Annotated in this window: 21 protein-coding genes and 2 pseudogenes; 19 read left to right on the top strand and 4 right to left on the bottom strand. The window is 70.8% G+C overall.

Features of this window, described 5'->3' with window-relative positions; genetic code table 11:
- The first annotated feature begins 228 nt into the window (after positions 1 to 228).
- The 5 genes from AC5WS8_RS19880 to AC5WS8_RS19860 all read left to right on the top strand — a co-directional run bounded on the left by AC5WS8_RS19880 (position 229) and on the right by AC5WS8_RS19860 (position 6,072).
- Positions 229 to 1,851: a peptide ABC transporter substrate-binding protein gene (locus AC5WS8_RS19880; RefSeq protein ID WP_496104749.1), complete on the top strand. Its 1,623-nt coding sequence runs from the start codon at positions 229 to 231 to the stop codon at positions 1,849 to 1,851.
- Positions 1,852 to 2,000: 149 nt separating this feature from the next.
- Entirely contained in the window at positions 2,001 to 2,927 is a 927-nt protein-coding gene (locus AC5WS8_RS19875; protein ID WP_496104748.1) for an ABC transporter permease, read from the top strand.
- Complete coding sequence (locus AC5WS8_RS19870; RefSeq protein WP_496104747.1) at positions 2,920 to 3,858, top strand: ABC transporter permease; 939 nt, start codon at positions 2,920 to 2,922, stop codon at positions 3,856 to 3,858. The genes AC5WS8_RS19875 and AC5WS8_RS19870 overlap by 8 nt, the downstream gene beginning before the upstream one ends.
- 11 nt (positions 3,859 to 3,869) lie before the next feature.
- Positions 3,870 to 4,931, top strand: a complete 1,062-nt coding sequence (locus AC5WS8_RS19865) for an ABC transporter ATP-binding protein (protein WP_496104746.1) — start codon at positions 3,870 to 3,872, stop codon at positions 4,929 to 4,931.
- Complete coding sequence (locus AC5WS8_RS19860) at positions 4,924 to 6,072, top strand: ABC transporter ATP-binding protein (protein ID WP_496104745.1); 1,149 nt, start codon at positions 4,924 to 4,926, stop codon at positions 6,070 to 6,072. The genes AC5WS8_RS19865 and AC5WS8_RS19860 overlap by 8 nt, the downstream gene beginning before the upstream one ends.
- Before the next feature lie 366 nt (positions 6,073 to 6,438).
- On the opposite strand, the gene AC5WS8_RS19855 is transcribed toward AC5WS8_RS19860, so the two are convergent.
- Positions 6,439 to 6,627: an ATP-binding cassette domain-containing protein gene (locus AC5WS8_RS19855; protein WP_496104793.1), complete on the bottom strand. Its 189-nt coding sequence runs from the start codon at positions 6,625 to 6,627 to the stop codon at positions 6,439 to 6,441.
- A gap of 30 nt (positions 6,628 to 6,657) precedes the next feature.
- Positions 6,658 to 7,004, bottom strand: a pseudogene (locus AC5WS8_RS19850) (oligopeptide/dipeptide ABC transporter ATP-binding protein); the annotation flags it as partial.
- A 165-nt stretch (positions 7,005 to 7,169) separates the two neighbouring features.
- Here AC5WS8_RS19850 and AC5WS8_RS19845 point away from each other — a divergent pair.
- The 5 genes from AC5WS8_RS19845 to AC5WS8_RS19825 are packed head-to-tail and all read left to right on the top strand — an operon-like array spanning position 7,170 to position 12,831.
- On the top strand, positions 7,170 to 8,786 hold the full coding sequence (locus AC5WS8_RS19845) for a peptide ABC transporter substrate-binding protein (RefSeq protein ID WP_496104744.1): 1,617 nt from the start codon (positions 7,170 to 7,172) through the stop codon (positions 8,784 to 8,786).
- A 33-nt stretch (positions 8,787 to 8,819) separates the two neighbouring features.
- Positions 8,820 to 9,743 carry an ABC transporter permease gene (locus tag AC5WS8_RS19840; protein WP_496104743.1) on the top strand — a complete coding sequence of 308 codons (924 nt, stop codon included), beginning with the start codon at positions 8,820 to 8,822 and terminating at the stop codon, positions 9,741 to 9,743.
- Positions 9,736 to 10,704 carry an ABC transporter permease gene (locus AC5WS8_RS19835; RefSeq protein WP_496104742.1) on the top strand — a complete coding sequence of 323 codons (969 nt, stop codon included), beginning with the start codon at positions 9,736 to 9,738 and terminating at the stop codon, positions 10,702 to 10,704. The genes AC5WS8_RS19840 and AC5WS8_RS19835 overlap by 8 nt, the downstream gene beginning before the upstream one ends.
- Positions 10,705 to 10,709: 5 nt before the next feature.
- The gene (locus AC5WS8_RS19830; RefSeq protein ID WP_496104741.1) at positions 10,710 to 11,690 is read left to right on the top strand and encodes an ABC transporter ATP-binding protein; all 981 of its coding nucleotides are present in this window, start codon (positions 10,710 to 10,712) and stop codon (positions 11,688 to 11,690) included.
- Positions 11,677 to 12,831 carry an ABC transporter ATP-binding protein gene (locus tag AC5WS8_RS19825; protein ID WP_496104740.1) on the top strand — a complete coding sequence of 385 codons (1,155 nt, stop codon included), beginning with the start codon at positions 11,677 to 11,679 and terminating at the stop codon, positions 12,829 to 12,831. The genes AC5WS8_RS19830 and AC5WS8_RS19825 overlap by 14 nt, the downstream gene beginning before the upstream one ends.
- A gap of 131 nt (positions 12,832 to 12,962) precedes the next feature.
- Here AC5WS8_RS19825 and AC5WS8_RS19820 read toward each other — a convergent pair whose 3' ends face one another.
- Positions 12,963 to 15,083: a S9 family peptidase gene (locus AC5WS8_RS19820; protein WP_496104739.1), complete on the bottom strand. Its 2,121-nt coding sequence runs from the start codon at positions 15,081 to 15,083 to the stop codon at positions 12,963 to 12,965.
- Between the two features lie 178 nt (positions 15,084 to 15,261).
- Between AC5WS8_RS19820 and AC5WS8_RS19815 the strand changes: the two genes are divergently transcribed.
- The 9 genes and pseudogenes from AC5WS8_RS19815 to AC5WS8_RS19775 all read left to right on the top strand — a co-directional run bounded on the left by AC5WS8_RS19815 (position 15,262) and on the right by AC5WS8_RS19775 (position 23,188).
- Positions 15,262 to 15,456 carry a hypothetical protein gene (locus AC5WS8_RS19815; RefSeq protein WP_496104738.1) on the top strand — a complete coding sequence of 65 codons (195 nt, stop codon included), beginning with the start codon at positions 15,262 to 15,264 and terminating at the stop codon, positions 15,454 to 15,456.
- Positions 15,453 to 15,596 (top strand): annotated as a pseudogene (locus AC5WS8_RS19810) (helix-turn-helix domain-containing protein); the annotation flags it as partial. The gene AC5WS8_RS19815 and the pseudogene AC5WS8_RS19810, both read left to right, overlap by 4 nt.
- A gap of 146 nt (positions 15,597 to 15,742) precedes the next feature.
- Entirely contained in the window at positions 15,743 to 16,627 is an 885-nt protein-coding gene (gene mshB / locus AC5WS8_RS19805) for an N-acetyl-1-D-myo-inositol-2-amino-2-deoxy-alpha-D-glucopyranoside deacetylase (protein ID WP_496104737.1), read from the top strand.
- Positions 16,624 to 17,043 (top strand): DUF6113 family protein, encoded by a 420-nt coding sequence (locus AC5WS8_RS19800; RefSeq protein WP_496104736.1) that lies wholly within the window; start codon positions 16,624 to 16,626, stop codon positions 17,041 to 17,043. The genes mshB and AC5WS8_RS19800 overlap by 4 nt, the downstream gene beginning before the upstream one ends.
- A gap of 220 nt (positions 17,044 to 17,263) precedes the next feature.
- Entirely contained in the window at positions 17,264 to 19,579 is a 2,316-nt protein-coding gene (locus AC5WS8_RS19795) for a hypothetical protein (RefSeq protein ID WP_496104735.1), read from the top strand.
- A 132-nt stretch (positions 19,580 to 19,711) separates the two neighbouring features.
- Entirely contained in the window at positions 19,712 to 20,635 is a 924-nt protein-coding gene (locus AC5WS8_RS19790) for an ABC transporter ATP-binding protein (protein ID WP_496104734.1), read from the top strand.
- The gene (locus tag AC5WS8_RS19785) at positions 20,632 to 21,372 is read left to right on the top strand and encodes an ABC transporter permease (protein WP_496104733.1); all 741 of its coding nucleotides are present in this window, start codon (positions 20,632 to 20,634) and stop codon (positions 21,370 to 21,372) included. The genes AC5WS8_RS19790 and AC5WS8_RS19785 overlap by 4 nt, the downstream gene beginning before the upstream one ends.
- 5 nt (positions 21,373 to 21,377) lie before the next feature.
- Complete coding sequence (locus tag AC5WS8_RS19780; RefSeq protein ID WP_496104792.1) at positions 21,378 to 22,577, top strand: sensor histidine kinase; 1,200 nt, start codon at positions 21,378 to 21,380, stop codon at positions 22,575 to 22,577.
- Complete coding sequence (locus AC5WS8_RS19775) at positions 22,574 to 23,188, top strand: response regulator transcription factor (RefSeq protein WP_496104732.1); 615 nt, start codon at positions 22,574 to 22,576, stop codon at positions 23,186 to 23,188. Before AC5WS8_RS19780 ends, AC5WS8_RS19775 begins: the two co-directional genes overlap by 4 nt.
- Before the next feature lie 18 nt (positions 23,189 to 23,206).
- On the opposite strand, the gene AC5WS8_RS19770 is transcribed toward AC5WS8_RS19775, so the two are convergent.
- Positions 23,207 to 24,061: a transglutaminase family protein gene (locus tag AC5WS8_RS19770; RefSeq protein ID WP_496104731.1), complete on the bottom strand. Its 855-nt coding sequence runs from the start codon at positions 24,059 to 24,061 to the stop codon at positions 23,207 to 23,209.
- Positions 24,062 to 24,064: the final 3 nt, after the last annotated feature.

Here is a 24,064-nt window from a genome sequence, read left to right as displayed (position 1 = left end):
TTTGGAAGATGTACGCGCCAGGTGTGATGGAACCGAGACCTCAGGGGTGTGGTTCGTCCCCGGTCGATGGCAGATAGTTGGGCGCGTAGAGCTCGGATCAACGGGTCACGCCGCCGGCGGCGCCGACTCACGAGCGCGGGGGCACCTGACCATTTCAGGCACCGGTGACGGTGATGTGTCTCGTGCCCCTCCATGCGGTGAACCAATGGACTCATGAGGAGGAGCCCCATGCGTGGTGCCAAGAGCGCCAAGTGGGTTGCGATAGCGGCGGTAGTGGCGCTGGGTGCGACGGCCTGTGGTGGCGGCGGGGACAACGGCAGCTCGGGCAGCGGCAAGGGCAACGGCACCCTGTCGATGGAGATCGGTGAGCCGCAGAACCCCCTGGTCCCCACCAACACGTATGAGACCGAGGGCGGCCAGGTCATCAACGCCCTCTTCACGGGTCTGACCAAGCTTGACGCCAACAACAAGGTCGTCAACGCCATGGCGCAGTCGATCGAGACCAAGGACAACAAGGTCTGGACGATCAAGCTGAAGCCGGGCTACACCTTCCACAACGGTGAGAAGGTCACCGCCCAGTCCTTCGTCGACGCCTGGAACTACGGCGCCAACCAGACCAACGCCCAGCAGACCAACCCGCTGTTCAGCCACATCCAGGGCTACAGCGACCTGAACCCGGGCCAGGGCAAGAAGCCCAAGACCGACAAGCTGTCGGGTCTGAAGGCCGTCGACGACAACACCCTCCAGGTCACCCTGAGCGGCCCGTTCTCGGCGTTCCCGTCGCAGCTGTCGTTCACCGCGTTCGTCCCGCTGCCCAAGGCGTTCTTCAAGGACCCGAAGGGCTTCGGCGAGGCCCCGATCGGCAACGGCCCCTTCATGATGAAGGGCAAGGTCAAGCACAACCAGGAAATCGACACCGTCAAGTACGACAAGTACCCGGACGCCTCGAAGATCGAGCCCAAGGCCGTCGACTTCAAGATCTACTCGAACCTGGACACGGCCTACAAGGACCTCGTCGCGGGCAACCTCGACATCGACATCAACGTCCCGACCTCGGGTCTGCCGACCTACAAGAAGGACCTGCCGGGCCGCACGATCGACGAGGCCGACTCGGCCGTCGGCTACATCGGCTTCCCGATCAAGTACAACAAGGCGTTCCAGAACGCGGACCTGCGCAAGGCCATCTCCATGGCGATCGACCGCAAGACGATCGCCGACAAGGTCTTCGTCGGTGCCCGTACGCCCGCCGACGACTACATCAGCCCGATCATCGACGGCTACCGCAAGGGCGCCTGCGGTGAGGCCTGCACCCTGAACGTGGCCAAGGCCAAGGAGCTCTACAAGCAGAGCGGTGGTCTGCCCGACAACAAGCTGGAGATCGGCTACAACGCCGACGGCGGCCACAAGGAGTGGGTCGAGGCGGTCGCCAACCAGCTCCAGCAGAACCTGGGCATCAAGGTGACGGCCAAGCCGTTCGAGCAGTTCCAGACCATCCTCAACGACCTGGACGCCAAGAAGTACCAGGGCGCCTTCCGCATGGCCTGGAGCATGGACTACCCGGACATGGAGGACTACCTCCGTCCGATCTTCTCGAAGGACGCCATCACCACCGGCTCCAACTACTCGGGCTACGTCAACGAGGACTTCGAGAAGCTCCTCGTCAAGGGCGACCAGGCCCCGACGCACGAGGATGCCGTGAAGATCTACCAGCAGGCCGACGACGTCCTTCTGAAGGACCTGCCGTACATCCCCGTGTACTTCTACACCCTGAACGCCGGCTACAGCGACAAGATCAAGTCGATGTCGATCGCCGGTCACCAGGTCCTGTGGGACACGGTCAAGCTCGGCTGAGGCCGGTCTGAGCAGTCCCGACACAGCGGACAGGAGGGTGAGCAGGGGGGACGGACGTCTTCCCCTGCTCACCCCCTTCTGCCGTCTCCCGTCCGACAGTGCCGCCGCCCCGGCCACGGGCGGATCGAGCACCCCCCTCTGGAGCACCCATGGGCCGATACGTCGTGCGCCGCCTCCTGCAGGTGATCCCTGTGGTGATAGGCGTCACGTTCATCATCTTCTGCCTGGTCTTCGCGCTGCCCGGCGACCCGATCCAGGCACTGGCCGGCGACAAGCGCGCCGACCCGAACATCGCGGCGATCATCCGCGCGCACTACCACCTCAACGAGCCGCTGTACCAGCAGTACTGGCACTACATCAGTGGTGTCTTCACCGGCGACCTCGGTGAGACCTACAACGGCCGTGCCATCTCGGACATCGTCGCGGAGCGGTTCCCGGTCACCCTCAAGCTGGGTCTGACGGCATTCGGCATCGAGGCCGTCATCGGCATCCTGGCGGGCATCATGTCCGCGCTGAAGAAGGGCAAGTTCCTCGACAACGTGGTGCTGGTCGCCACGCTCGTGCTGATCTCGATCCCGGTCTTCGTGCTCGGCAGCGTGCTCCAGCTGGAGCTCGGAGTGAACCTCAAGGCCACGCCGGTCGCCGGCATCGACAAGGGCTGGCCGCAGAGCTACATCCTCCCGGCCATCGTGCTCGCCTCGACCTCGATGGCGTACATCGCGCGACTGGTACGGACGAGTCTGACGGAGTCGATCCGGGCCGACTACGTCCGCACCGCGATCGCCAAGGGTCTGCCGCGGCGGCGGGTCATCGGCCTGCACGCGATGCGCAACTCCCTGATCCCGGTCGTCACCTTCCTGGGCTTCGACCTCGGCGCCCTGATGGGCGGCGCCATCATCACCGAGCGCGTGTTCAACATGCCGGGCATCGGTGGCCAGCTGGCCCAGTCCGTCTATCTGCGCGAGCGGCCGGTGGTCGTCGGTCTGGTGACCCTGCTGGTGCTGATCTACCTGGCCGCCAACCTCCTCGTAGACCTGATGTACGCCGTGCTCGACCCGAGGATCCGCTATGAGTGAGAAGACGATAGAGAGGCCCACCACCGACGAGGCCTCCCTCGCCAAGGAGATCGAGGCCGAGGAGAAGGCGGCGGCGCGTCAGGCCAGCCTGCTCAAGGACGGCTGGGCGGACCTGCGCAAGCGGCCCATGTTCCTCGTGACCGCCTTCGTCATCGTCTGCCTGCTCGCGCTGGCGGTGGCGCCCAGCCTGTTCACGGCGCGGTCCCCCTTCTCGGACGGCTTCTGCCAGCTGCAGAACTCCATGAACGGACCCTCGTCCGGGCACTGGTTCGGCTTCGACGTGCAGGGCTGCGACATCTACACGCGGACCGTGTACGGCACCCGCAACTCGATCGTCGTCGGTGTGGTGACCACCGTCGCCACCACCCTGATCGGCGGCCTGCTGGGCATGCTGGCGGGTCTGCTCGGCGGCTGGGCCGACGCGGTGCTGTCCCGGATCACCGAGGTCTTCTCCGCCCTGCCGCTCATCGTCGGCGGTCTGCTGATCATGTCGATCTGGGGCGGCGGCGACGTGTGGACGGTGTCGTTCATCATGGCGATCCTCGGCTGGCCGCAGGTCTTCCGGATCATGCGCGGCGAGGTCATCTCGAACAAGTACAACGACTACGTGATGGCCGCCCGTGCGCTCGGCGCGGGCTCGGGGCGGATCGCTTTCCGGCACATCCTGCCGAACACGCTCGCCCCCGTCATCGTCATCACCACGATGAACCTCGGTGTCTACATCGCCGCCGAGGCCGCCCTGTCCTACCTGGGCATCGGCATCCAGTACCCCAACATCTCCTGGGGTCTGATGATCAGTGACGCCCAGGACAGGTTCCTGACCTCGCCGCACGCGCTGCTGTTCCCGGCCAGCGCCCTGAGCATCACCGTGCTGGCGTTCATCATGCTCGGCGACGTCGTCCGCGACGCCTTCGACCCCAAGATGCGCTGAGGGAGGCGTACGTGACCACCATCCAACCGACGGACGCCGTCCCGGCTCCGCGTCCCGGAGACACCGGGAAGACCGGCCCGCTGCTCGAAGTGCGGGACCTGCGCGTCGAGTTCCAGACCCGTGAGGGTGTGGTCCGAGCCGTCAACGGCGTCAACTACTCGGTGAACTCCGGGGAGACGCTGGCCGTGCTCGGCGAGTCCGGGTCCGGCAAGTCCGTGACCGCGCAGGCGATCATGGGCATCCTCGACATGCCGCCGGCCCGCATCCCCCAGGGAGAGATCCTCTTCTACGGCGAGGACATGCTGAAGATGTCCGCCGAGGAGCGGCGCAAGCTGCGCGGCGCGCGGATCGCGATGATCTTCCAGGACGCGCTCTCCGCGCTCAACCCCGTACTCAGCGTGGGTTTCCAGCTCGGTGAGATGTTCCGCGTCCACCAGGGGCTCTCCCGCAAGCAGGCCAAGGCCAAGGCCATCGAGCTGATGGACCGGGTGAAGATCCCGGCGGCCGCGGCGCGCGTGAACGACTACCCGCACCAGTTCTCGGGCGGTATGCGCCAGCGCATCATGATCGCCATGGCGCTCGCCCTGGAGCCGGACCTGATCATCGCCGACGAGCCGACCACGGCCCTCGACGTGACCGTGCAGGCCCAGGTCATGGACCTGCTCGCGGAGCTGCAGCGCGAGTACCACATGGGCCTGATCCTCATCACCCACGACCTCGGGGTCGTCGCGGACGTCGCCGACAAGATCGCGGTGATGTACGCGGGCCGCATCGTGGAGACGGCGCCGGTGCACGAGCTGTACAAGCGCCCGGCCCATCCCTACACCCGGGGCCTGCTCGACTCGATCCCGCGCCTGGACCAGAAGGGCCAGGACCTCTACGCGATCAAGGGACTTCCGCCCAACCTGCTGAAGGTGCCTTCCGGCTGCGCCTTCAACCCGCGGTGCGAGAAGGCGCAGGACATCTGCCGCACGGAGCTTCCGCCGCTGGTCCCGGTGACCGAGCGGGACGGAACGGAACTGCCCGGCCGCGCCAGCGCGTGCCACTTCTGGAAGGAGACGATCCATGGCTGAGCCGACCAAGGCCGGCGAGCCGCAGGACGCGACACCGAACGTCTCCGCCGTGGAGGTCGCCGACGTGCACTCCGAGGAGGAGACGGTCGCCGCCCTCGACGCACAGCTCGACCGGGGCGAGCCGATCCTGCAGGTGCGCAACCTGGTCAAGCACTTCCCGCTCACGCAGGGCATCGTCATCAAGCGTCAGATCGGCGCGGTGAAGGCCGTCGACGGTGTCTCCTTCGACCTCTACCAGGGCGAGACCCTGGGCATCGTGGGCGAGTCCGGCTGCGGCAAGTCGACGGTGGCCAAGCTCGTGATGAACCTGGAGCGGGCGACGGCCGGTGAGATCTTCTACAAGGGCCAGGACATCACCAAGCTGTCCGGCAGGGCCCTGAAGGCCGTCCGCCGCAACATCCAGATGATCTTCCAGGACCCGTACACGTCGCTCAACCCCCGTATGACGGTGGGCGACATCATCGGCGAGCCCTTCGACATCCACCCCGAGGTGGCCCCCAAGGGCGACCGGCGCCGCAGGGTGCAGGAACTCCTGGACGTCGTGGGTCTCAACCCCGAGTACATCAACCGCTACCCGCACCAGTTCTCGGGCGGTCAGCGGCAGCGCATCGGCATCGCCCGCGGCCTCGCGCTGAACCCCGAGGTGATCATCTGCGACGAGCCGGTCTCCGCCCTGGACGTGTCGGTCCAGGCGCAGGTCATCAACCTGATGGAGCGACTGCAGGACGAGTTCGACCTCTCCTACGTCTTCATCGCGCACGACCTGTCCATCGTCCGGCACATCTCGGACCGCGTGGGCGTGATGTACCTCGGCAGGATGGCCGAGATCGGTACGGACGAGCAGATCTACGAGCACCCGACGCACCCCTACACCCAGGCGCTGCTGTCGGCGGTCCCCGTACCGGACCCGGAAGCCCGTGAGCACCGCGAGCGGATCATCCTGACGGGCGACGTGCCCTCCCCGGCCAACCCGCCCTCGGGGTGCCGTTTCCGCACCCGCTGCTGGAAGGCCCAGGACAGGTGCGCCCAGGAGGAGCCCCTGCTGGCGATCCCGGAGCGCTTCAAGGACGCCGACTCCCCGGCGGCCCACGAGTCGGCGTGCCACTTCGCCGAGGAGAAGGACGTCGTGCACGCGGCGTGAGTTCTCCTTGAACGAAGGGTTCCCGGCACCTCGCGCAGGTGCCGGGAACCGGCTTTTCGGCCCCGGCCGGAAGCCGGGGCTACCGGGCGATCGGCCAGAAGGACGCACGGGTACGGGTGCGTACCCGTAGCCCGGTCCCGGAAAGCTGGAAGGGACGCCCGGTCCGCGTGCCCGACCTCAACCCGTGAGGGCGGGGCGGGCCTCGCGGCTGACACCCCGCCTGCGTCCGCGCCCCGTGGCACGCCACCTGCGCTCGGGTCCTGGAGCGCCGGCTGGAGGCGTCTGCGGTACGTCCTCAGCCCCGCGCGGAGTGGTCGAGCGGCCCGTCCGGCGAAGCGGAGGCTTCCCGACGTCGGCGGTACCAGGTCAAGGAGCGTGGGCCGGCGTCGTCTTGCCGCAGCCGGACTCGCCGACCAGCGCCACGATCTCCCCGGGTCGGACGTCGAGGTCCACACCGTCTCCCACCCGGGACGGCGCACCGCCGTGGCGCCCGGGGAAGGCCACGTGCAGTCCCTCCGCGCTCAGCAGAGGCGCTGCCGTCGGTGAGGTCGTCATGGGCCGCTCCTTGCGTCTTCCTCCTCGGCCGCCGCCCGGCCCCGGGGCTACTTGCGCGCAGGCCGCGCGGCGGCCCGGGCCGGTGTCCCGCAGTTCCTGGTCCTCGGCGGCGCAGGTCTCCAGGGCCACCGGGCAGCGCGGGTGGAAGGAGCAGCCGGGCGGCAGGGCGGAGAGGTCGGGAGGATCACCCGCCAGGCCGCGCGGGGCGTAGCGGGAGGCCGGGTCGCCGATGCGCGGGAAGGCGGCGGACAGGGCGGCGGCGCAGGGGTGCCGGGCGTCCTCGTAGAGCTGACGGGCCGGTGCCTCCTCGCCCCCCGTCCCGCGTACATCACCGCCGGCCGGTCGCAGGTCTCGGCGAGGACGGCCAGATCGTGACTGGCACGGGCGCTCGGCGGCGGCCATGCGCACCCGTGTCGTGCTCCACGTGGGCGGCGGCCATTCGGGTGGAATTGCCGGAGAGTTGGACTCTTTGTTCTGTTATTGACCCGTAACGGGCGATGCTCCGATGTCGTTAGCAGGCCCCCACCCCGAGGAGGCACCCCATGCGCGGAGCCAGGCTCGCCCTGTGGGCGGCGGTGACCGTCCTCGTGGTGGCCGCCTGCGGCGGGGGCGCGGACGGCGGCGGCACCGCGCCCGGGGTGTTCAGCTCCTCCTGGGGCGATCCGCAGAACCCGCTGGAGCCGGCCAACACCAACGAGGTCCAGGGCGGCAAGGTGCTCGACATGATCTTCCGGGGTCTCAAGCGGTACAACCCGAGGACCGGCGCGGCCGAGAACATGCTCGCCGAGAAGATCGAGACCTCCGACTCGCGGAACTTCACCGTCACCGTCAAGGACGGCTGGAGGTTCAGCAACGGGGAGCCGGTCACCGCCCGGTCCTTCGTCGACGCCTGGAACTACGGCGCGAGCCTGAGGAACAACCAGAAGAACGCCTACTTCTTCGGGTACATCGAGGGCTACGACAAGGTGCACCCGGCCTCCGGCACCCAGACCGCCGACACCCTCTCGGGACTGAGGGTGACCGGCCCGCGCACCTTCACCGTCCGGCTCGGCCAGAAGTTCTCCACGTTCCCGGACACCCTCGGCTACGTGGCCTTCGCCCCGCTGCCCCGGGCGTTCTTCGACCACCACGCCGACTGGCTGAAGAAGCCCGTCGGCAACGGCCCGTACCAGGTCCGCTCCTACACGCGGGGCTTCATGATGTCCCTGCGGAAGTGGGACACCTACCCGGGCCCGGACAAGGCCCGCAACAACGGCGTGGACCTGAAGGTCTACACCGACAGCAACACCGCCTACACCGACCTGCTGGCCGGCAACCTCGACCTCATCGACGACGTCCCCGCCTCGCAGCTGAGGAACGTGAGGTCCGATCTCGGCGGCCGGTACATCACCGCCCCGGCCGGCATCATCCAGACCCTCGCCTTCCCCTACTACGACCCGCGCTGGAGCAGACCGGGGATGGAGAAGGTCCGCACGGGCCTGTCCATGGCGATCAACCGGAACCAGATCACCGACACGATCTTCCACCACACCCGCACCCCCGCCAGTGACTGGACCTCACCCGTCCTCGGCACCGACGGCGGCTTCAGGAAAGGCCTGTGCGGCGACGCGTGCCACTACGACCCCGGCCGGGCGAAGAAGCTCATCCAGGAGGGCGGCGGACTGCCCGGGGGACAGGTCCGGATCACCTACAACGCGGACTCCGGCTCGCACCGGGAGTGGGTGGACGCCGTGTGCAACTCCGTCAACAACGCTCTGGGCGACGACCGGGCCTGCGTCGGCAACCCGGTCGGCACCTTCGCCGACTTCCGCAACCGGATCGGGCAGCACAAGATGTCCGGGCCGTTCCGCGCCGGTTGGCAGATGGACTATCCGCTCATCCAGGACTTTCTCCAGCCGCTCTACTACACGAACGCCTCCTCCAACGACGGCAAGTGGTCGAACAAGGACTTCGACCGTCTCGTCGACCGGGCGAACGCCGAGAGCGACAAGGCCGCCGCCGTGCGGCTGTTCCAGCAGGCCGAGGGCGTCGTCCGGGACAACATGGCCGCCATCCCGCTCTGGTACCAGAACGGCAGCGCCGGCTACTCCCGGCGCCTCACGAACGTGGCCCTCAACCCCTTCAGCGTCCCCGTGTACGACCAGATCCAGGTCCGCTGAGCCGCACGCCCGCCCGCCACCCCCGGAGGCCCCATGGGACGGTACGTCGTCCGGCGCCTGCTGCAGATGATCCCGGTCTTCTTCGGCGCCACCCTGCTCATCTTCCTGATGGTCAACGTGATGGGCGACCCCGTCGCGGGCCTGTGCGGCGAGCGGCAGTGCGACCCCGCCACCGCCGCCCAGCTGCGCCGGGAGTTCGGCCTCGACAAGCCCCTCTGGCAGCAGTACGCGACCTACATGGGCAACGTCTTCACCGGCGACTTCGGCACCGCCTTCAACGGACAGAAGGTCACCGAGCTGATGGCGACCGCCTTCCCGCCCACCATCCGGCTCACGATCGTCGCGATCGTCTTCGAGGTCGTCATCGGGATCGCGCTGGGCGTCGTCACCGGGCTGCGCCGCGGGCGCCCCGTGGACACCACCATCCTGCTGCTCACCCTCGTCGTGATCTCCGTGCCGACCTTCGTCACCGGTCTGCTGCTCCAGCTGCTGCTCGGTGTGAAGTGGGGCTGGACCAGTCCGTCCGTCTCCCCGGCGGCCACCCTCGGCGAGCTGATCGTGCCCGGCCTCGTCCTCGCCTCGGTCTCCCTCGCCTATGTCACCCGGCTCACCCGGACCTCGCTGGCCGAGAACCGACGGTCCGACTACGTCCGCACCGCCGTCGCCAAGGGACTGCCGCGCCGCCGCGTGATCACCCGGCATCTGCTGCGCAACTCGCTCATCCCCGTCGTCACCTTCATCGGCACCGACATCGGCGCCCTGATGGGCGGCGCCATCGTCACCGAGCGGATCTTCAACATCCATGGCGTCGGCTACCAGCTCTACCAGGGCATCCTGCGGCAGAACACCCAGACGGTCGTCGGCTTCGTGACCGTGCTCGTGCTGGTGTTCCTGATCGCCAACCTCCTCGTCGACCTCCTGTACGCCGTGCTCGACCCGAGGATCCGCTATGCCTGAGCAGCCACGGTACGAGCGGAAAGGGGCCGTCGCGGGGACGGGCATGGGCGGTGCCATGGACCTCGCGGCCGGTGAGGCGGCCACCCTGGAGGGGGGACCCGAGGGCCCGGCCGGCCGGCCGCGCAGCCTCTGGTCCGACGCCTGGCGCGACCTGCGCCGCAACCCGGTCTTCCTCCTCTCCGCGCTGGTGATCCTCTTCCTCGTCCTGATCTCCCTCTGGCCGTCCCTGATCGCCTCGGGCAACCCCCTCACCTGCGAGCTGTCCAAGGCCCAGGAAGGCTCCCAGCCCGGGCATCCGTTCGGATTCGACGGCCAGGGCTGCGACGTGTACACCCGGACCGTCTACGGGGCCCGCACCTCCGTCACGGTCGGTGTCTGCGCCACCCTCGGCGTCGCCGTCCTCGGCTCGGTGCTCGGCGGGCTCGCCGGGTACTTCGGCGGCGGATGGGACGCGATCCTGTCCCGGGCCACCGACATCTTCTTCGCCATCCCGGTCGTCCTCGGCGGGCTCGTCCTGCTCTCCGTGGTGACCAGCAACACCGTCTGGCCGGTCGTCGGGTTCATCGTGCTGCTCGGCTGGCCGCAGATCTCCCGGATCGCCCGCGGCGCGGTCATCACCGCCAAACAGCACGACTACGTCCAGGCCGCCCGCGCCCTCGGCGCCTCCGACACCCGCATCCTGCTGCGGCACATCGCGCCCAACGCGGTCGCCCCCGTGATCGTCGTCGCGACCATCGCGCTCGGCACCTACATCGCCCTGGAGGCCACCCTGTCGTACCTCGGCGTCGGGCTGAAGCCGCCGAGCGTGTCCTGGGGGATCGACATCTCCGCCGCCTCCCCGTACATCCGCAACGCCCCGCACGCGCTGCTGTGGCCCTCCGGCGCCCTGGCGGTCACCGTGCTGGCGTTCATCATGCTCGGCGACGCGGTGCGCGACGCCCTCGACCCGAAGCTGAGGTGACGGCCGTGCTGCTCGAAGTGCGGGACCTGTACGTGGAGTTTCGGACCCGGGAGGGGATCGCCCGGGCCGTCAACGGGGTCGGTTGCAGTGTGGACGCCGGGGAGACGCTGGCCGTGCTCGGCGAGTCCGGCTCCGGCAAGTCCGTCACCGCGCAGGCCGTCATGGGCATCCTGGACACGCCGCCCGGCAGGATCACCGGTGGCCGCGTCCTCTTCCAGGGGCGGGACCTGCTCACCCTCAAGGAGGAGGAGCGGCGCAGGATCCGTGGTGCCGGAATGGCCATGATCTTCCAGGACGCCCTCTCCGCGCTGAACCCCGTCCTCACGGTGGGTGACCAGCTCGGCGAGATGTTCGTCGTGCACCGGGGAACGTCACGCAGGGAGGCCCGTGCCCGGGCGATCGAGCTGATGGACCGGGTACGGATCCCGGCCGCCCGCCAGCGCGCGCGGGACTATCCGCACCAGTTCTCCGGCGGCATGCGCCAGCGCGTCATGATCGCCATGGCGCTGGCGCTGGAGCCCGCGCTGATCATCGCCGACGAGCCCACCACCGCCCTCGACGTCACCGTGCAGGCCCAGGTCATGGACCTGCTGGCCGAACTGCGGCGCGAGTACGGCATGGGGCTGGTCCTCATCACCCACGACCTCGGTGTCGTCGCGGACGTCGCCGACCGGATCGCCGTCATGTACGCGGGCCGGATCGTGGAGTCCGCCCCGGTGCACGACATCTACAAGGCGCCCGCCCACCCCTACACCAGGGGCCTGCTCGACTCCATTCCGCGGCTCGACCGCAAGGGCCGCCGGCTGTACGCCATCGAGGGCCTGCCGCCGAGCCTCACGCACATCCCGCCGGGCTGCCCCTTCCACCCCCGCTGCCCCCTGGCCCGGGACGTGTGCCGCACCGATGATCCGCCGCTGTACGAGGTGGACGAGCGGCGGGGGAGCGCCTGCCACTTCTGGAGGGAGTGCCTGCATGGCCGGTCCTGAGACGCTCCTGGAGGTCGGCGGACTGGTCAAGCACTATCCGCTCACCCGGGGCATCCTCTTCAAGAAGCAGATCGGTGCGGTCAGGGCGGTCGACGGCGTCGACTTCACGCTCGGCCGCGGCGAAACCCTCGGCATCGTCGGGGAGTCCGGCTGCGGCAAGTCGACGCTCGCCCGGCTGCTGGTCAACCTGGAGCCCCCGACGGCCGGTTCGATCCGGTACAGGGGCGAGGACATCACGCGGCTGTCCGGGCGCGCGCTGAAGGCGGTGCGGCGCAACATCCAGATGGTCTTCCAGGACCCGTACACCTCCCTCAACCCCCGTATGACGGTGGGCGACATCGTGGGGGAGCCGTACGAGATCCATCCCGAGGTCGCGCCCAAGGGGGACAGACGGCGGCGGGTCCGGGAACTGCTGGACGTCGTCGGGCTCAACCCCGAGCACATCAACCGCTACCCGCACCAGTTCTCCGGCGGTCAGCGCCAGCGCGTCGGCATCGCCCGGGGGCTGGCACTGCGCCCGGAGATCATCGTGGCGGACGAGCCGGTCTCCGCGCTCGACGTGTCGGTCCAGGCCCAGGTGATCAACCTGATGGCGCGGCTCCAGGAGGAGTTCGGCCTGAGTTACGTCTTCATCGCGCACGACCTGTCGATCGTGCGGCACATCTCCGACCGGGTCGGGGTGATGTACCTCGGGAAGATCGTGGAGATCGGCACCGACGAGGAGATCTACGACCATCCCACGCACCCCTACACCCAGGCCCTGCTGTCCGCGGTGCCCGTGCCCGACCCGGCGGCCCGCGAGCGCCGGGAGCGGATCATTCTCAGCGGTGACGTGCCGTCCCCGGCGGACATCCCCTCCGGCTGCCGGTTCCGCACGCGCTGCTGGAAGGCCCGGGAGCGGTGCGCACTCCAGGTCCCGCCGCTCGCGGTGCCGGAGGAGTTCCGGGGGACGACGGGACCGGCCGCGCACGATTCGGCGTGCCACTTCGCGGAGGAGATGCGGGTGGTGCCGCCTGAGGAGCCCCGCGGGGAACCGCCCGGGGAGCCCCGCGGGGAACCGCCCGGGGAGCCCCGCGGGGAACCGCCCGGGGAGCCGCCCGAGGAGCCCCATAACTCCCCAAACGCGCACGAACTGCGTTAACGCGCAGGCAACTTGGCTGACGCGATTCCGATATACGGACGCACCAGAGTGAACAGCGTACGGCCGTGCGGGTGCCGTAAACGGGCCGGGACGCGCCATGTCGTCCCGGCCCGTCGCCGTGCAGCCCCGGCTCAGTTCGGCTTCAGCGCGCGGCGCAGGAAGTCGCGCTGGAGGAGCAGGAGGTTCTCCGCGACCGTTTCCTGGGGAGTCATGTGCGTCACCCCGGACAGCGGCAGCACCTCGTGGGGGCGGCCCGCGGCCAGGAGGGCCGAGGACAGGCGCAGGGAGTGGGCCACGACCACGTTGTCGTCCGCGAGGCCGTGGATGATCATCATCGGGCGGGCCGGTTCCGCCGCGTCCACCAGGCCCGCGTCGTCGATGAGCGAGTTGCGGCGGTAGACGTCGGGCTGCTCGCCGGGGTGCCCCAGATAGCGCTCCTGGTAGTGGGTGTCGTACAGCCGCAGATCGGTCACCGGAGCGCCCACCACGGCCGCGTGGAAGACGTCCGGGCGGCGCAGCGCCGCCAGCGCCGCCAGATAGCCGCCGAAGGACCAGCCGCGGATCGCGACCCGGGACAGATCGAGCGGGAAGTCGCCGGCCAGGGCGTGCAGCGCGTCCACCTGGTCCTGGAGCACGACCGCCGCGAGGTCGTCCTTGACCGCCTTCTCCCAGGCGGGGGAGCGGCCCGGAGTGCCGCGCCCGTCCGCGACGATCACCGCGAAGCCCTGGTCGGCGAACCACTGCGAGGTCAGGTGCGGGTTGTGCGCGGCCACCACGCGCTGTCCGTGCGGGCCGCCGTAGGGGTCCAGGAGGACGGGCAGGGAGGCGTCACCGGAGTAGTTCGTGGGCATAAGCACGGCGCATGGGATTCGGCGTGCGCCCCCCTGGGTCAGTCGCACGCGCGGGGACAAACCTGGGTGTTCCGCGTGTGACGCCACGGTGGCCAGACGCTTGCCGTCGTGCAGCACCTGCACCTGCACGCCGGGGCGGTGAAGGACCGAGGAGACGAGCACGGTCACGCCCCCCGCGCGCACCGCCGAGTGCACTCCGGGCTCTTGCGACACGCGCTCCACGCCGAGTTCGTTCACGCGGTAGACGTGGACCTCGCCGACCTCCGGGTCGGTCGCGGCCTCGCCCGCCGACGCGGCCACCAGCACATCCGCGTCCGAGACGTCGAGCACCGCGCGCAGGTGCAACTGCGGTCCGGTCAGGGGTCGTTCCCCGACGGCGAGCACCCGCGCGCCGCCTTCGTCGGCGACCCGGACGAGTTGCCCGGCGGGGCTCCAGCACGGCACACCGGCGAAAAGTTCCAGCCAACATGGATCTTCATCGGCGTGCACCATCCGGGTTCCCCCGGTGTCCGGGTCCACCGCCAGGTACAGCTGGCTGCGCTGGTCCCGCGCCTGCACCAGGATCAGCGGTGCGCCCGCCGCTGACCAGTGCACTCGTGCCAGATACGGGTAGCGTTTCCGGTCCCAGACGACCTCCGTGCGCGCCCCGTCGAGGGACACGACGAACAGCCGTACGTCCGCGTTGTCCGTGCCCGCCGCCGGGTACGGAACCCGCTGCGGCTCCCGGTCGGGATGCGCCGGGTCGGAGATCCACCACCGCCGCACCGGCGTGTCGTCCACGCGCGACACGAGCAGCCGGTCGGAATCCGGCGACCACCAGAACCCCCGCGAACGCGTCATCTCCTCGGCCGCGACGAACTCGGCCAGGCCGTAGGTCACCGACTCCCCCTCCGGCTCCGCGAGCACCCGGTCCCCGTCGCCCTCGGCGCCGACCACGCGCAGCGCGCCGCCGCGGACATAGGCGATGTGCCGGCCGTCGGGAGCCGGGCGCGGGTCGATCACCGGCCCGGCGACGGGCAGTTCGCGTGCCGTGCCCGCCCGCAGCTCCGCCGTGAAAAGCCGCCCTGACAAGGCGAAAGACGCCAACTCCACGGCCGCGTCGGTGGCGTACCCGACGATGCCGGCGCCGCCCTCACGGCTGCGCTCGCGGCGGGCGCGCTCCTCGGGCGGCAACTTCTCTGCGGCGCCCCCGAGGAGCGCACCCGGATCGGCCGCGGGGCGCTCCCCGCCGTCCGCCAGATCGAGGACCCACAACTGGTGCGCGCGGTCCGTGCCGGAGGCGGACCGCAGGAACACGACACGGGAACCGTCGGGCGCGACGGTGAACGCACGCGGAGCGCCGAGCGTGAACCGCTGGGTCCGCGCGTGCCGTCGGGGGAAGGAAGCAGGCTCGGTGGTCATGCCTCGACCATATTGGCCATGCGCCCCCTTGTGCGGCCGTGCGCCGATCGATGCGCACGTACGGATAGTTATGATCACTAGCGCATAGTGGGTATGAACGTGCTGCCTGTTGTGTGGATTTATCTGCCCCCATAGTCCGAACCCCCCCGCGTCCTGGGATCTTTGGAGGTGAGCCGCCGTGGCACTCTCGATTTCGGCGGTGGTGCTGCTGGCGATCGTCGTCTTCCTTCTGATCAAGAAGTCCGGACTGAAGGCGGGTCACGCGGTCGTGTGCATGCTTCTCGGCTTCTACCTCGCCTCCTCCACGGTGGCACCCACGATCCACGAGCTGACCACGAACATCGCGGGGATGATCGGCAGCATCAAGTTCTGACCCGCGACGTCGCCGCCTGGCCGGAGCGCGAGGTCAGCCCCGCCGCCGTACGACGGGCACTGACCGCCGACCTGCCGCCCGAGGGACTGCACCGGCCCGCAGCCCTGCCGGCCCACCGCCTCACCGAGCAACTGCCGCCGCAAGGGCTTCGTCCACGGCGAGGACGTCACCATCGCCGACTGGACCGTCTCGACCGAAGGTCTGCCGCGTTACAAGGGCGAAAGCGCCGAGGAGGAGCATCAGGGGTGACACCGGCGCCGAGCCGGGGCACTCGTAGGGTGGTCCCATGACGGATCTGCCCGACCGGCGTCTGCTCCTGGTGCACGCGCACCCGGACGACGAGTCGATCAACAACGGCGCGACCATGGCCAGGTACGCGGCCGAGGGCGCCCGGGTGACGCTGGTGACCTGCACCCTCGGCGAGGAGGGCGAGGTCATCCCGCCGGAGCTCGCGCACCTGGCGCCCGACCGGGACGACACCCTCGGCGCGCACCGGGTCGGCGAACTGGCCGCCGCCATGGCCGAGCTCGGCGTGGGCGACCACCGCTTCCTCGGCGGCCCCGGCCGCTACCGCGACTCCGGGATGACGGGCGCCGAGCAGAACCACCGGCCGGGCTCCTTCTGGTCCGCGGACCTCGACGAGGCGGCCGGCCACCTCGTGGCGGTCGTCCGGGAGGTGCGCCCCCAGGTCCTCGTCACCTACGACCCCGACGGCGGCTACGGCCACCCCGACCACATCCAGGCCCACCGCGTCGCCATGCGCGCCGCCGACCTGGCCGCCGACCCCGCCTTCCGCCCGGACCTCGGCGCGCCCTGGCGGATCGCCAAGATCTACTGGAACCGGGTGCCGCGCTCGGTCGCCCGTGCCGCGTTCGCCCGGCTCGCCGAGGAGCTCGACAAGACGCCCTTCGCCAAGACCGCGGGCATCGACGACGTCCCCGGGGTCGTCGACGACCCGCTGGTCACCACCGAGATCAACGGCACCGGGTTCGCTGCCGCGAAGGCCGCCGCGATGCGCGCGCACGCCACGCAGATCGAGGTCGCCGAGCCGTACTTCGCCTTGTCCAACGCACTGGCGCAACCTCTCTTCACCACCGAGTACTACGAGTTGGTGGGCCAGGAGCACACCGGGACCCGTGAGACGGATCTGTTCCAGGGAGTGGCCCCATGACGACACCGGGCAAACAACCGAGCGCACTCGCACAGCCCCTGACCCTGCCCTCGGCCGGACGGACGGCCGCCTACCTCGGGCTGCTGGTGCTCGGTGCGGTCGTCGGCGCGGCGGGCGGACTGGTGCAGGGTGCATGGTTCCCCGGCGGACTGCTCCTCGCGCTCGCGGGCGCGGCCGGACTCTTCCTGGGCGGCGCCCAGGCCACCGGAGCCCGCACGGGAGCTCTCGCGCCCGCCGTCGGGTGGATGATCGCCGTCGTGCTGCTCACGGCCAGCCGCCCGGAGGGGGACTTCCTGTTCGGTGCGGGCGCCGGCTCGTATCTGTTCCTGCTCGGAGGGATGGCCGTGGCTGTGATGTGCGCCACCTTCGCCCGGGGGCGGCAACCCGGTGGTCCCGGCGCCCGACTTGGTAAGTGACGTACCACTTCGTCACCGGGAGTCATGGGATGCCCGCGGGAAACACGGTGCCGACGTGGGGGTCCCGTGTGGGTTTCCCTCGCGGGCGCGGTCTGCGTGGGGCAAGCGGCCAGTATGGTGGTGCGCGCCGCCGAGCCTCCCCCTCGGCTTCGCTCGAGCAGGGGGGACCCCCACCTGTTGAGGTCGAAACAGGCGGTGGAGCCAACCGGGAGAACCTGCCTTGAGTCGTGAAACTGACAGCTCGTCCGCCGGACCCAACGGGCGTGGGCCAGCCGCGTACCCGTCGGGGACGCCGCCGTACGGAACCCCCCTGGCTGCCGAGGACGGCGTGGACGTGAGCCGTTCGGCCTCGCCGTCGGAGGAGCGCAGGACCGAGACCACGCTGACGACCCGCATCCGGATCAACATCCCCGGATCCCGGCCCATTCCGCCGGTCGTCGTGCGCACCCCCGTCGCGGACGCGGACGGCGCGACGGACCAAGCGGGCCCCGACACCCGGGCGACGGGCTCCGTGAGCGCGCTCGGCCCCTTCGACACGTCCGCCGAGCCCGCCGCGCAGGCCGAGGACAAGCAGGCGGCGAGCGACTGGTTCGCGCCGCGCAAGCCCGCGGCGGCCAAGGGCGCGGCGGGCAGCGGGTCGACCAACGGCGCGGGACTGCCCGGGGTGTCGGGCATACAAAGCGCCAGTGGCGCGCCGGGCGCGGGGGCGTCGGGTGAGAGCACCGGAACGGGTGCGGGCGCGGGAGCGCGCGGCACTGACGGGGCGTTCGGCGGCACCGGTGCGCCGAGTGGTCCCGGCGCGGGCGGCACGCGGCCAGGCGGTCCGGGTGCGAACGGCGCGGGCGGTGCGCGCCCCGGGGCTTCGGGTGTGCCGGGCGCACGCCCCGGAGAGGGCGCGGGCGGCTCGGGCCCCTTCGGCAGGCGCCCGGGCGGTACCAACGGCGCGGGGCTTCCGGGCGCCACCAGTGCCGGGCCTGTCGCGCCGGGGCACGGCGGCGGCACCGGCTCGTTCGACGTGTCCGACGCGGTGGCGGCGAGCACGGCCTCCTTCCCGGTGATCGGCACCGACGAGAGCCCCGAGTCCCGCCGCGACGACCTTCCGTACTTCTCCGAGCCGGGCCGGCGCGGCCCGTCCGGCCCGACCAGCGGCCCGGTCACCGGCGACAGCACGGTCGCCTCGGGCCCCGGCGGCCCCGGCCTGGCCGCTCCCGGCACGAGCCCCGGCGGCCCGGGCCTCCTGGCACCCGGCATCCAGAGCACCCCCGGCGGACCGCTCGGTCCGGGAGCCCCCGGTGTGCCCGGCGCCCACGGAGCCGGTGCGGGCCAGGGCGGCCCCGGCGGCGGGCTCAGCGACGACACCGCGATCCTCACCCCGCAGAAGCCCGCCGCCGAACCGGGCCCCCGGGGCTTCGGCGCCCCCGGCGGCAACGTCTCCGGGCACACCGTCACCAGCGGCATCCCCGTCGTCCCGCCGGGCGACCGGACCGGCCCGTTCGGCCCGGGCTCCCCGGCGGAGGCGCCGGCCCCGCACACGCCCCCGAAGCTGCCCGACGCGCCGAAGCAGCAGAAGGCCGGCGCCGCGAAGCCGGCCAAGAAGAAGGGCCGCAGCAAGCTGGTACTCCTGGGCGGCGGCGTGGTGCTGGTCGCCGGTGTCGGCTACGGCGCCGGACTGCTCATGAACCACTCCGACGTGCCCAAGGGCACCACCGTGCTCGGCGTCGACATCGGCGGCAGCACCCGCGACGAGGCGGTCGAGAAGCTCGACACCGCGCTGGGCAGCCGTACCGGCAAACCGCTGCAGCTGTCGGTCGACGGCAGGACGGTCCCCCTCAGGCCCGACCAGGCCGGCCTGCAGGTCGACAGCAAGGCCACCGTCGCCGCCGCCGCGAAGAGCGACTACAACCCGGTGTCGGTGATCGGCTCGCTGTTCGGGCAGCACCGCGTGGTCCAGCCCGTCATGCCCGTCGACGAGGAGAAGCTGCAGGCCGCCCTGCGTCGCGTCGCGGGCGGCTCCGGGTCGATGGTCGAGGGCACGATCAGGTTCGAGTCCGGCCGGGCCGTCCCCGTGTACGGCAAGGCGGGCAAGGGAATCGACGTGTCCGCGTCCGTCGCGGCCGTCGAGGAGGCGTACCGCACCCAGGTGGAGACCGGTTCCGGCACACCGGTGCGGGTGGCCACCACGACCCGGCAGCCGACCATCACGAACGCCGAGGTCGACCGGGAGATGAAGGAGTTCGCGGAGCCGGCGATGTCCGCGAACGTGACGGTGAAGGCGGCCGCGCACTCGATCGCGATGAGTCCGCAGAAGTCGCTGTGGAAGTTCCTCGGGGTGGCGGCGGTCAACGGCAAGCTGGTCGACAAGCCCGACCTGGCCGCCCTGAAGACGCTCTACGGCCAGACGTTCGACGGCGTGCTCATCACCCGGGGCAACGGCCAGAAGACGCCGGTGACACCCCAGGACGTCTACGTCGCCCTGCGCCAGGCCCTGCTGAGCAGGACCGACCGCGTCGCGGTCATCCACACGAACCCGAGCTGACGGCACCGCACCCGGGGGCGCCCGGTGCTCACGGACGCCCCCAGGACATGCCGCCGGCCATGACATCTGTCATGCGCGAGTGACGACACCTGCCACTGCCATGGGAACCCCGGCTCCCGGGACGATGGCTCCATGACGACGACAGTGGTGGCCACCGACGCGGTGGTCGGGTTCGATCAGGTGACCAAGGCCTACGGGGCCGTACGGGCCGTGGACGGCTTGTCGCTCGAGCTGCACCCGGGCGAGACCGTGGCCCTGCTGGGGCCCAACGGCGCCGGCAAGTCGACCACCCTCGACCTGCTCCTCGGGCTCAAGCCGGCCGACAGCGGCTCCGTGCGCGTGTTCGGGACCAGCCCCCGTGAGGCCATCGTCGCCGGGCGCGTGGGCGCCATGCTGCAGAGCGGTGGCCTGATGGACGAGGTCACGGTCGCCGAACTGGTCAAGCTCGGCTGCGATCTGCACCCGAGGCCGTACAAGGTCCCCGACGTCCTCGCCCGCGCGGGCATCACGCAGATCGCCGACCGCAAGGTGAACAAGCTCTCCGGCGGCCAGGCCCAGCGCGTCCGCTTCGCCCTCGCCACCGCGGGCGACAGCGACCTGATCGTGCTCGACGAGCCGACCACCGGCATGGACGTCTCCGCCCGCCAGGCCTTCTGGGCCACCATGCGGGAGCAGGCGGACCAGGGGCGTACGGTCCTGTTCGCCACGCACTACCTGGAAGAGGCCGACGCGATCGCGGACCGGGTGCTCGTGCTGCACCGAGGGCGGCTCCTCGCCGACGGCACCGCCGCCGAGATCAAGGCCAAGGCCGGCGCCCGCCGTGTCCGTTTCGATCTGGAAGGCCCCATCGACGAGGCCCCGCTGCGCGCGCTGCCCTTCCTGACCGCCGTAGACATCTCCGGGCAGACCGTACGCATCCAGTCCTCCGACGCCGACGCGACCGTCCACGCCCTCTACGGGCTCGGCGTCTACCCCCGCAACCTCGAAGTCGCCGGGCTCGGGCTCGAGCAGGCGTTCGTCGCGATCACCGAGGCCGAGGAGGCCAAGCAGTCATGATCTCGCTCATCAGGCTGGAACTCACCCGCGCCCTGCGCAACCGCAAGTTCCTGTTCTTCTCGGTGATCTACCCGTCAGCGATCTTCCTGCTCGTCGCGGGCAGCGCCGGCAGCAACACCAGGGTCGACGGCACCGGGCTCACCGTCGCGGCCTACGCGATGGTGTCCATGGCCTCCTTCGGCGCCCTGACCGCCGTCCTGATGGGCAACAGCGAGCGCATCGCCAAGGAGCGGGAGAGCGGCTGGGTACGGCAGCTGCGGCTGACCACCCTGCCGGGGCGCGGCTACGTCCTCGCCAAGACGGCCAGTGCCGCCGTCGTCAGCCTGCCGTCCATCGTCGTCGTCTTCGCGGTCGCCGCGGCCGTGAAGCACGTACGGCTGGACGCCTGGCAGTGGTTCGCCCTCACCGGGGCCATCTGGGCCGGCAGCCTCGTCTTCGCCGCGCTCGGCGTCGCCATCGGCTACCTCGCCAGCGGTGACGCGGTCCGGCCGATCACGATGATCATCTACTTCGGGCTGTCCATACTCGGCGGTCTGTGGATGCCGTCGACGGCCTTCCCGCAGTGGTTGCAGGACATCGCCGAGTGGCTGCCCACCCACGCGTACGCAGGCCTGGGCCGGGCGATCGAACAGAGCCAGGCCCCGCACGCCCAGGACATCGCCATCCTCGTCGCCTTCTTCCTCCTGTTCGCGGGCGGCGCGGCCTGGCTGTACCGGAAGGACACGCTGAAGGCGTGAGTGCCATGACGGAAGACCGGCGTTCGAACGAGGAGCGGCTGATGCGCATGGGCCAGCCGCCCCGCAACCGGCGCGAACTGCTGCGCAAGGCCCTGTGGATCGGCATCTGGCTCGTCTTCTTGAGCTCGCCGGTCCAGGACCTCGCCTCCGGCCGCCACACCACCGGCGGCACCGTGGCGGGCTGGCTGGGCCTCGCGGCCTTCGTCGGGGTGTATCTGTCGCTGGTCTTCCGGAACATCGGCAGGCCGTACGCGCAGCGGTTCGTCGTCGGGATACTCGCCGCGCTCGCCGCACTCGCCGCGCTGCTGAACCTCACGCTCGGCCCGTCGCACTGGCTGGGCCTGTTCGTCTACGTCTCCGTGGCCTGCGGAGCGACGCTCCCGCTGCGGGCGGCGTACTGGGCGATCCCCGCGACGGCCGCCATGGTGGCCCTGGTCGGCGTCCAGGGCGCCGCGGCGGACGAGGTGGAGAACCTGCTGCTCCTGGTGGTGCTCATCGGATACGCGATGACGGGCGTCGGCCAGCTCGTACGCACGACGATCGAGCTGCGCAAGGCCCGCGCCACCGTCGCCCAGCTCGCCGCCAACGAGGAACGGCTGCGCCTGGCCCGCGATCTGCACGACCTGCTGGGTCACTCGCTCTCCCTGATCACGCTGAAGAGCGAGCTGGCCGGCCGTATGCTCCCCGACCACCCCGAGAAGGCGGCCCAGCAGGTCGCCGACATCGAACGGGTCAGCCGCCAGGCCCTCGTCGACGTGCGCGAGGCGGTCACCGGCTACCGGCGCCCGCGTCTGTCCGCGGAACTCGCGGGCGCCCAGGTCGCCCTGACGGCGGCCGGGGTCACCGCGGACGTGCCCACGGAACCGGACCTCGCCCGGGTCGACGAGGAGCACGAGTCGGTCCTCGCCTGGGCGCTGCGCGAGGCGGTCACCAACGTCGTACGGCACAGCGGCGCCGGCCGCTGCACGGTGGAGGTGCTGCAACGGCAGACCCTCGACGGGCCGATGCTGGAACTCTCCGTCGAGGACGACGGCCCGGGCGGCCCGGGCGGGGTCGGCAACGGCCCGGGCAACGGCCTGACGGGTCTCACCGAGCGTCTGGAGAAGGTCGGCGGCACACTGGAGGCGGGGCGCGTCCGGCATGGTTTCCGGCTGGTGGCGCGCGTGCCCGTGGGTGCCGCGGCCCGCGTAGGATCCGGGTCATGAGCCGTACGATCAAGGTCCTGCTCGCCGAGGACCAGTCGATGGTCCGCGAGGCGCTGGCCGCGCTGCTCGGCCTGGAGGAGGACATCGAGGTCGTCGCCCAGGTCGCCCGCGGTGACGAGGTGCTGGCGGCGGCGCGCGCCCACGAGGTGGACGTGGCGCTGCTGGACATCGAGATGCCCGGTGCCACCGGGATCGAGGCCGCGGCCCAGCTGCACCGCGAACTGCCGGCGCTGAAGGTGGTCGTGCTGACGACCTTCGGCCGCCCCGGCTATCTGCGCTCCGCGATGGAAGCGGGCGCCGTCGCCTTCCTGGTGAAGGACGCCCCCGCCGCACAACTCGCCCAGGCGGTACGGAAGGTGCTCGCCGGCGAACGGGTCATCGACCCCACCCTGGCGGCGGCCGCCCTGGCCGACGGTGCCAACCCGCTGACCGAGCGCGAACGCGAGGTCCTGCGCGCGGCCGCGAACGGCGCGACGAACGCCGAACTGGCGGCGACGCTCCACCTGTCCCAGGGGACGGTCCGCAACTACCTGTCCACCGCCATACAGAAGCTGGCGGTGAGGAACAGGGCGGAGGCCGTGCGGATGGCCCGGGAGAAGGGCTGGCTGTAGTTCCCCGGTGGGCGAACCTCAGTTGAGCATGGCCCGCGCCGCCCGAGCCTGCTCCCGCACCCGCTCCGCGGCCGTCTCGTCCACCGCGGACACCACCTCGGCATAGGCGTCCAACTCGGCGGCCCCCCGCAGGAACTCCCCCCGCTGCACCAGAAGCTGCGCGTGCTCGTACCGCAACCGAGCCGGATGCGAGGGCACCAGCAACGACAACTCCACCGCCCACAGGGCCACGTCCGATCGCTCGGGCCGCGCCGCGGCCCACGCCCGGACGTTGTTCAGCACCCGCAGCACGACATCCAGCGGATCGGCGGGAGCGAGCATCGAGGGATCGAGCGGCGCCCCCGTCGCCCCGGCGACCAGCGTCTCCGCGTCACCTCCGGTCAGCACCCGGCCCCCGTCGAAGGGATCGGCCAGCACCTGTTCCTCCGGCGGCCCGAACCCGACGACGAAGTGCCCGGGCAGCGCGACCCCGTACACGGGCGCGCCCGCCCGCCGCGCCACCTCGATCCACACGACCGACAGCAGGATCGGCAGCCCGCGCCGCCGCCGCAGCACCGCGTGCAGCAACGACGATTCCAGGCGCTCGTAGTCCGCCGCGGAGCCGCGGAACCCGAGGCGGCCCCCGAGGACGTCCGCCAGCGCCTCGGCCCAGGCCCGCGGGCCGTCCGGCCGGAACGGCACCAGCCCGGCCAGCCGGTCCAGCTCGATCTGCGCGGCGTCGATCGCGGCCTCGTCCAGCCCGCCGTCCGCCGCCGCGCCCACGAGCAGACACAGCGTCGCGAGATCGGGCCGCTCGGACCGTGCCTCCTCGCCGAACCGCCGCCGCACCTCGGCGGCCCGCTCCGGCTGAGGGGGACGGGGGCCACGCGTCACGAT

Source organism: Streptomyces sp. PTL18 (genome assembly GCF_059510295.1).
Note: the sequence above shows the minus strand (reverse complement) of the source record. Positions and strands in the feature narration are given on the sequence as shown.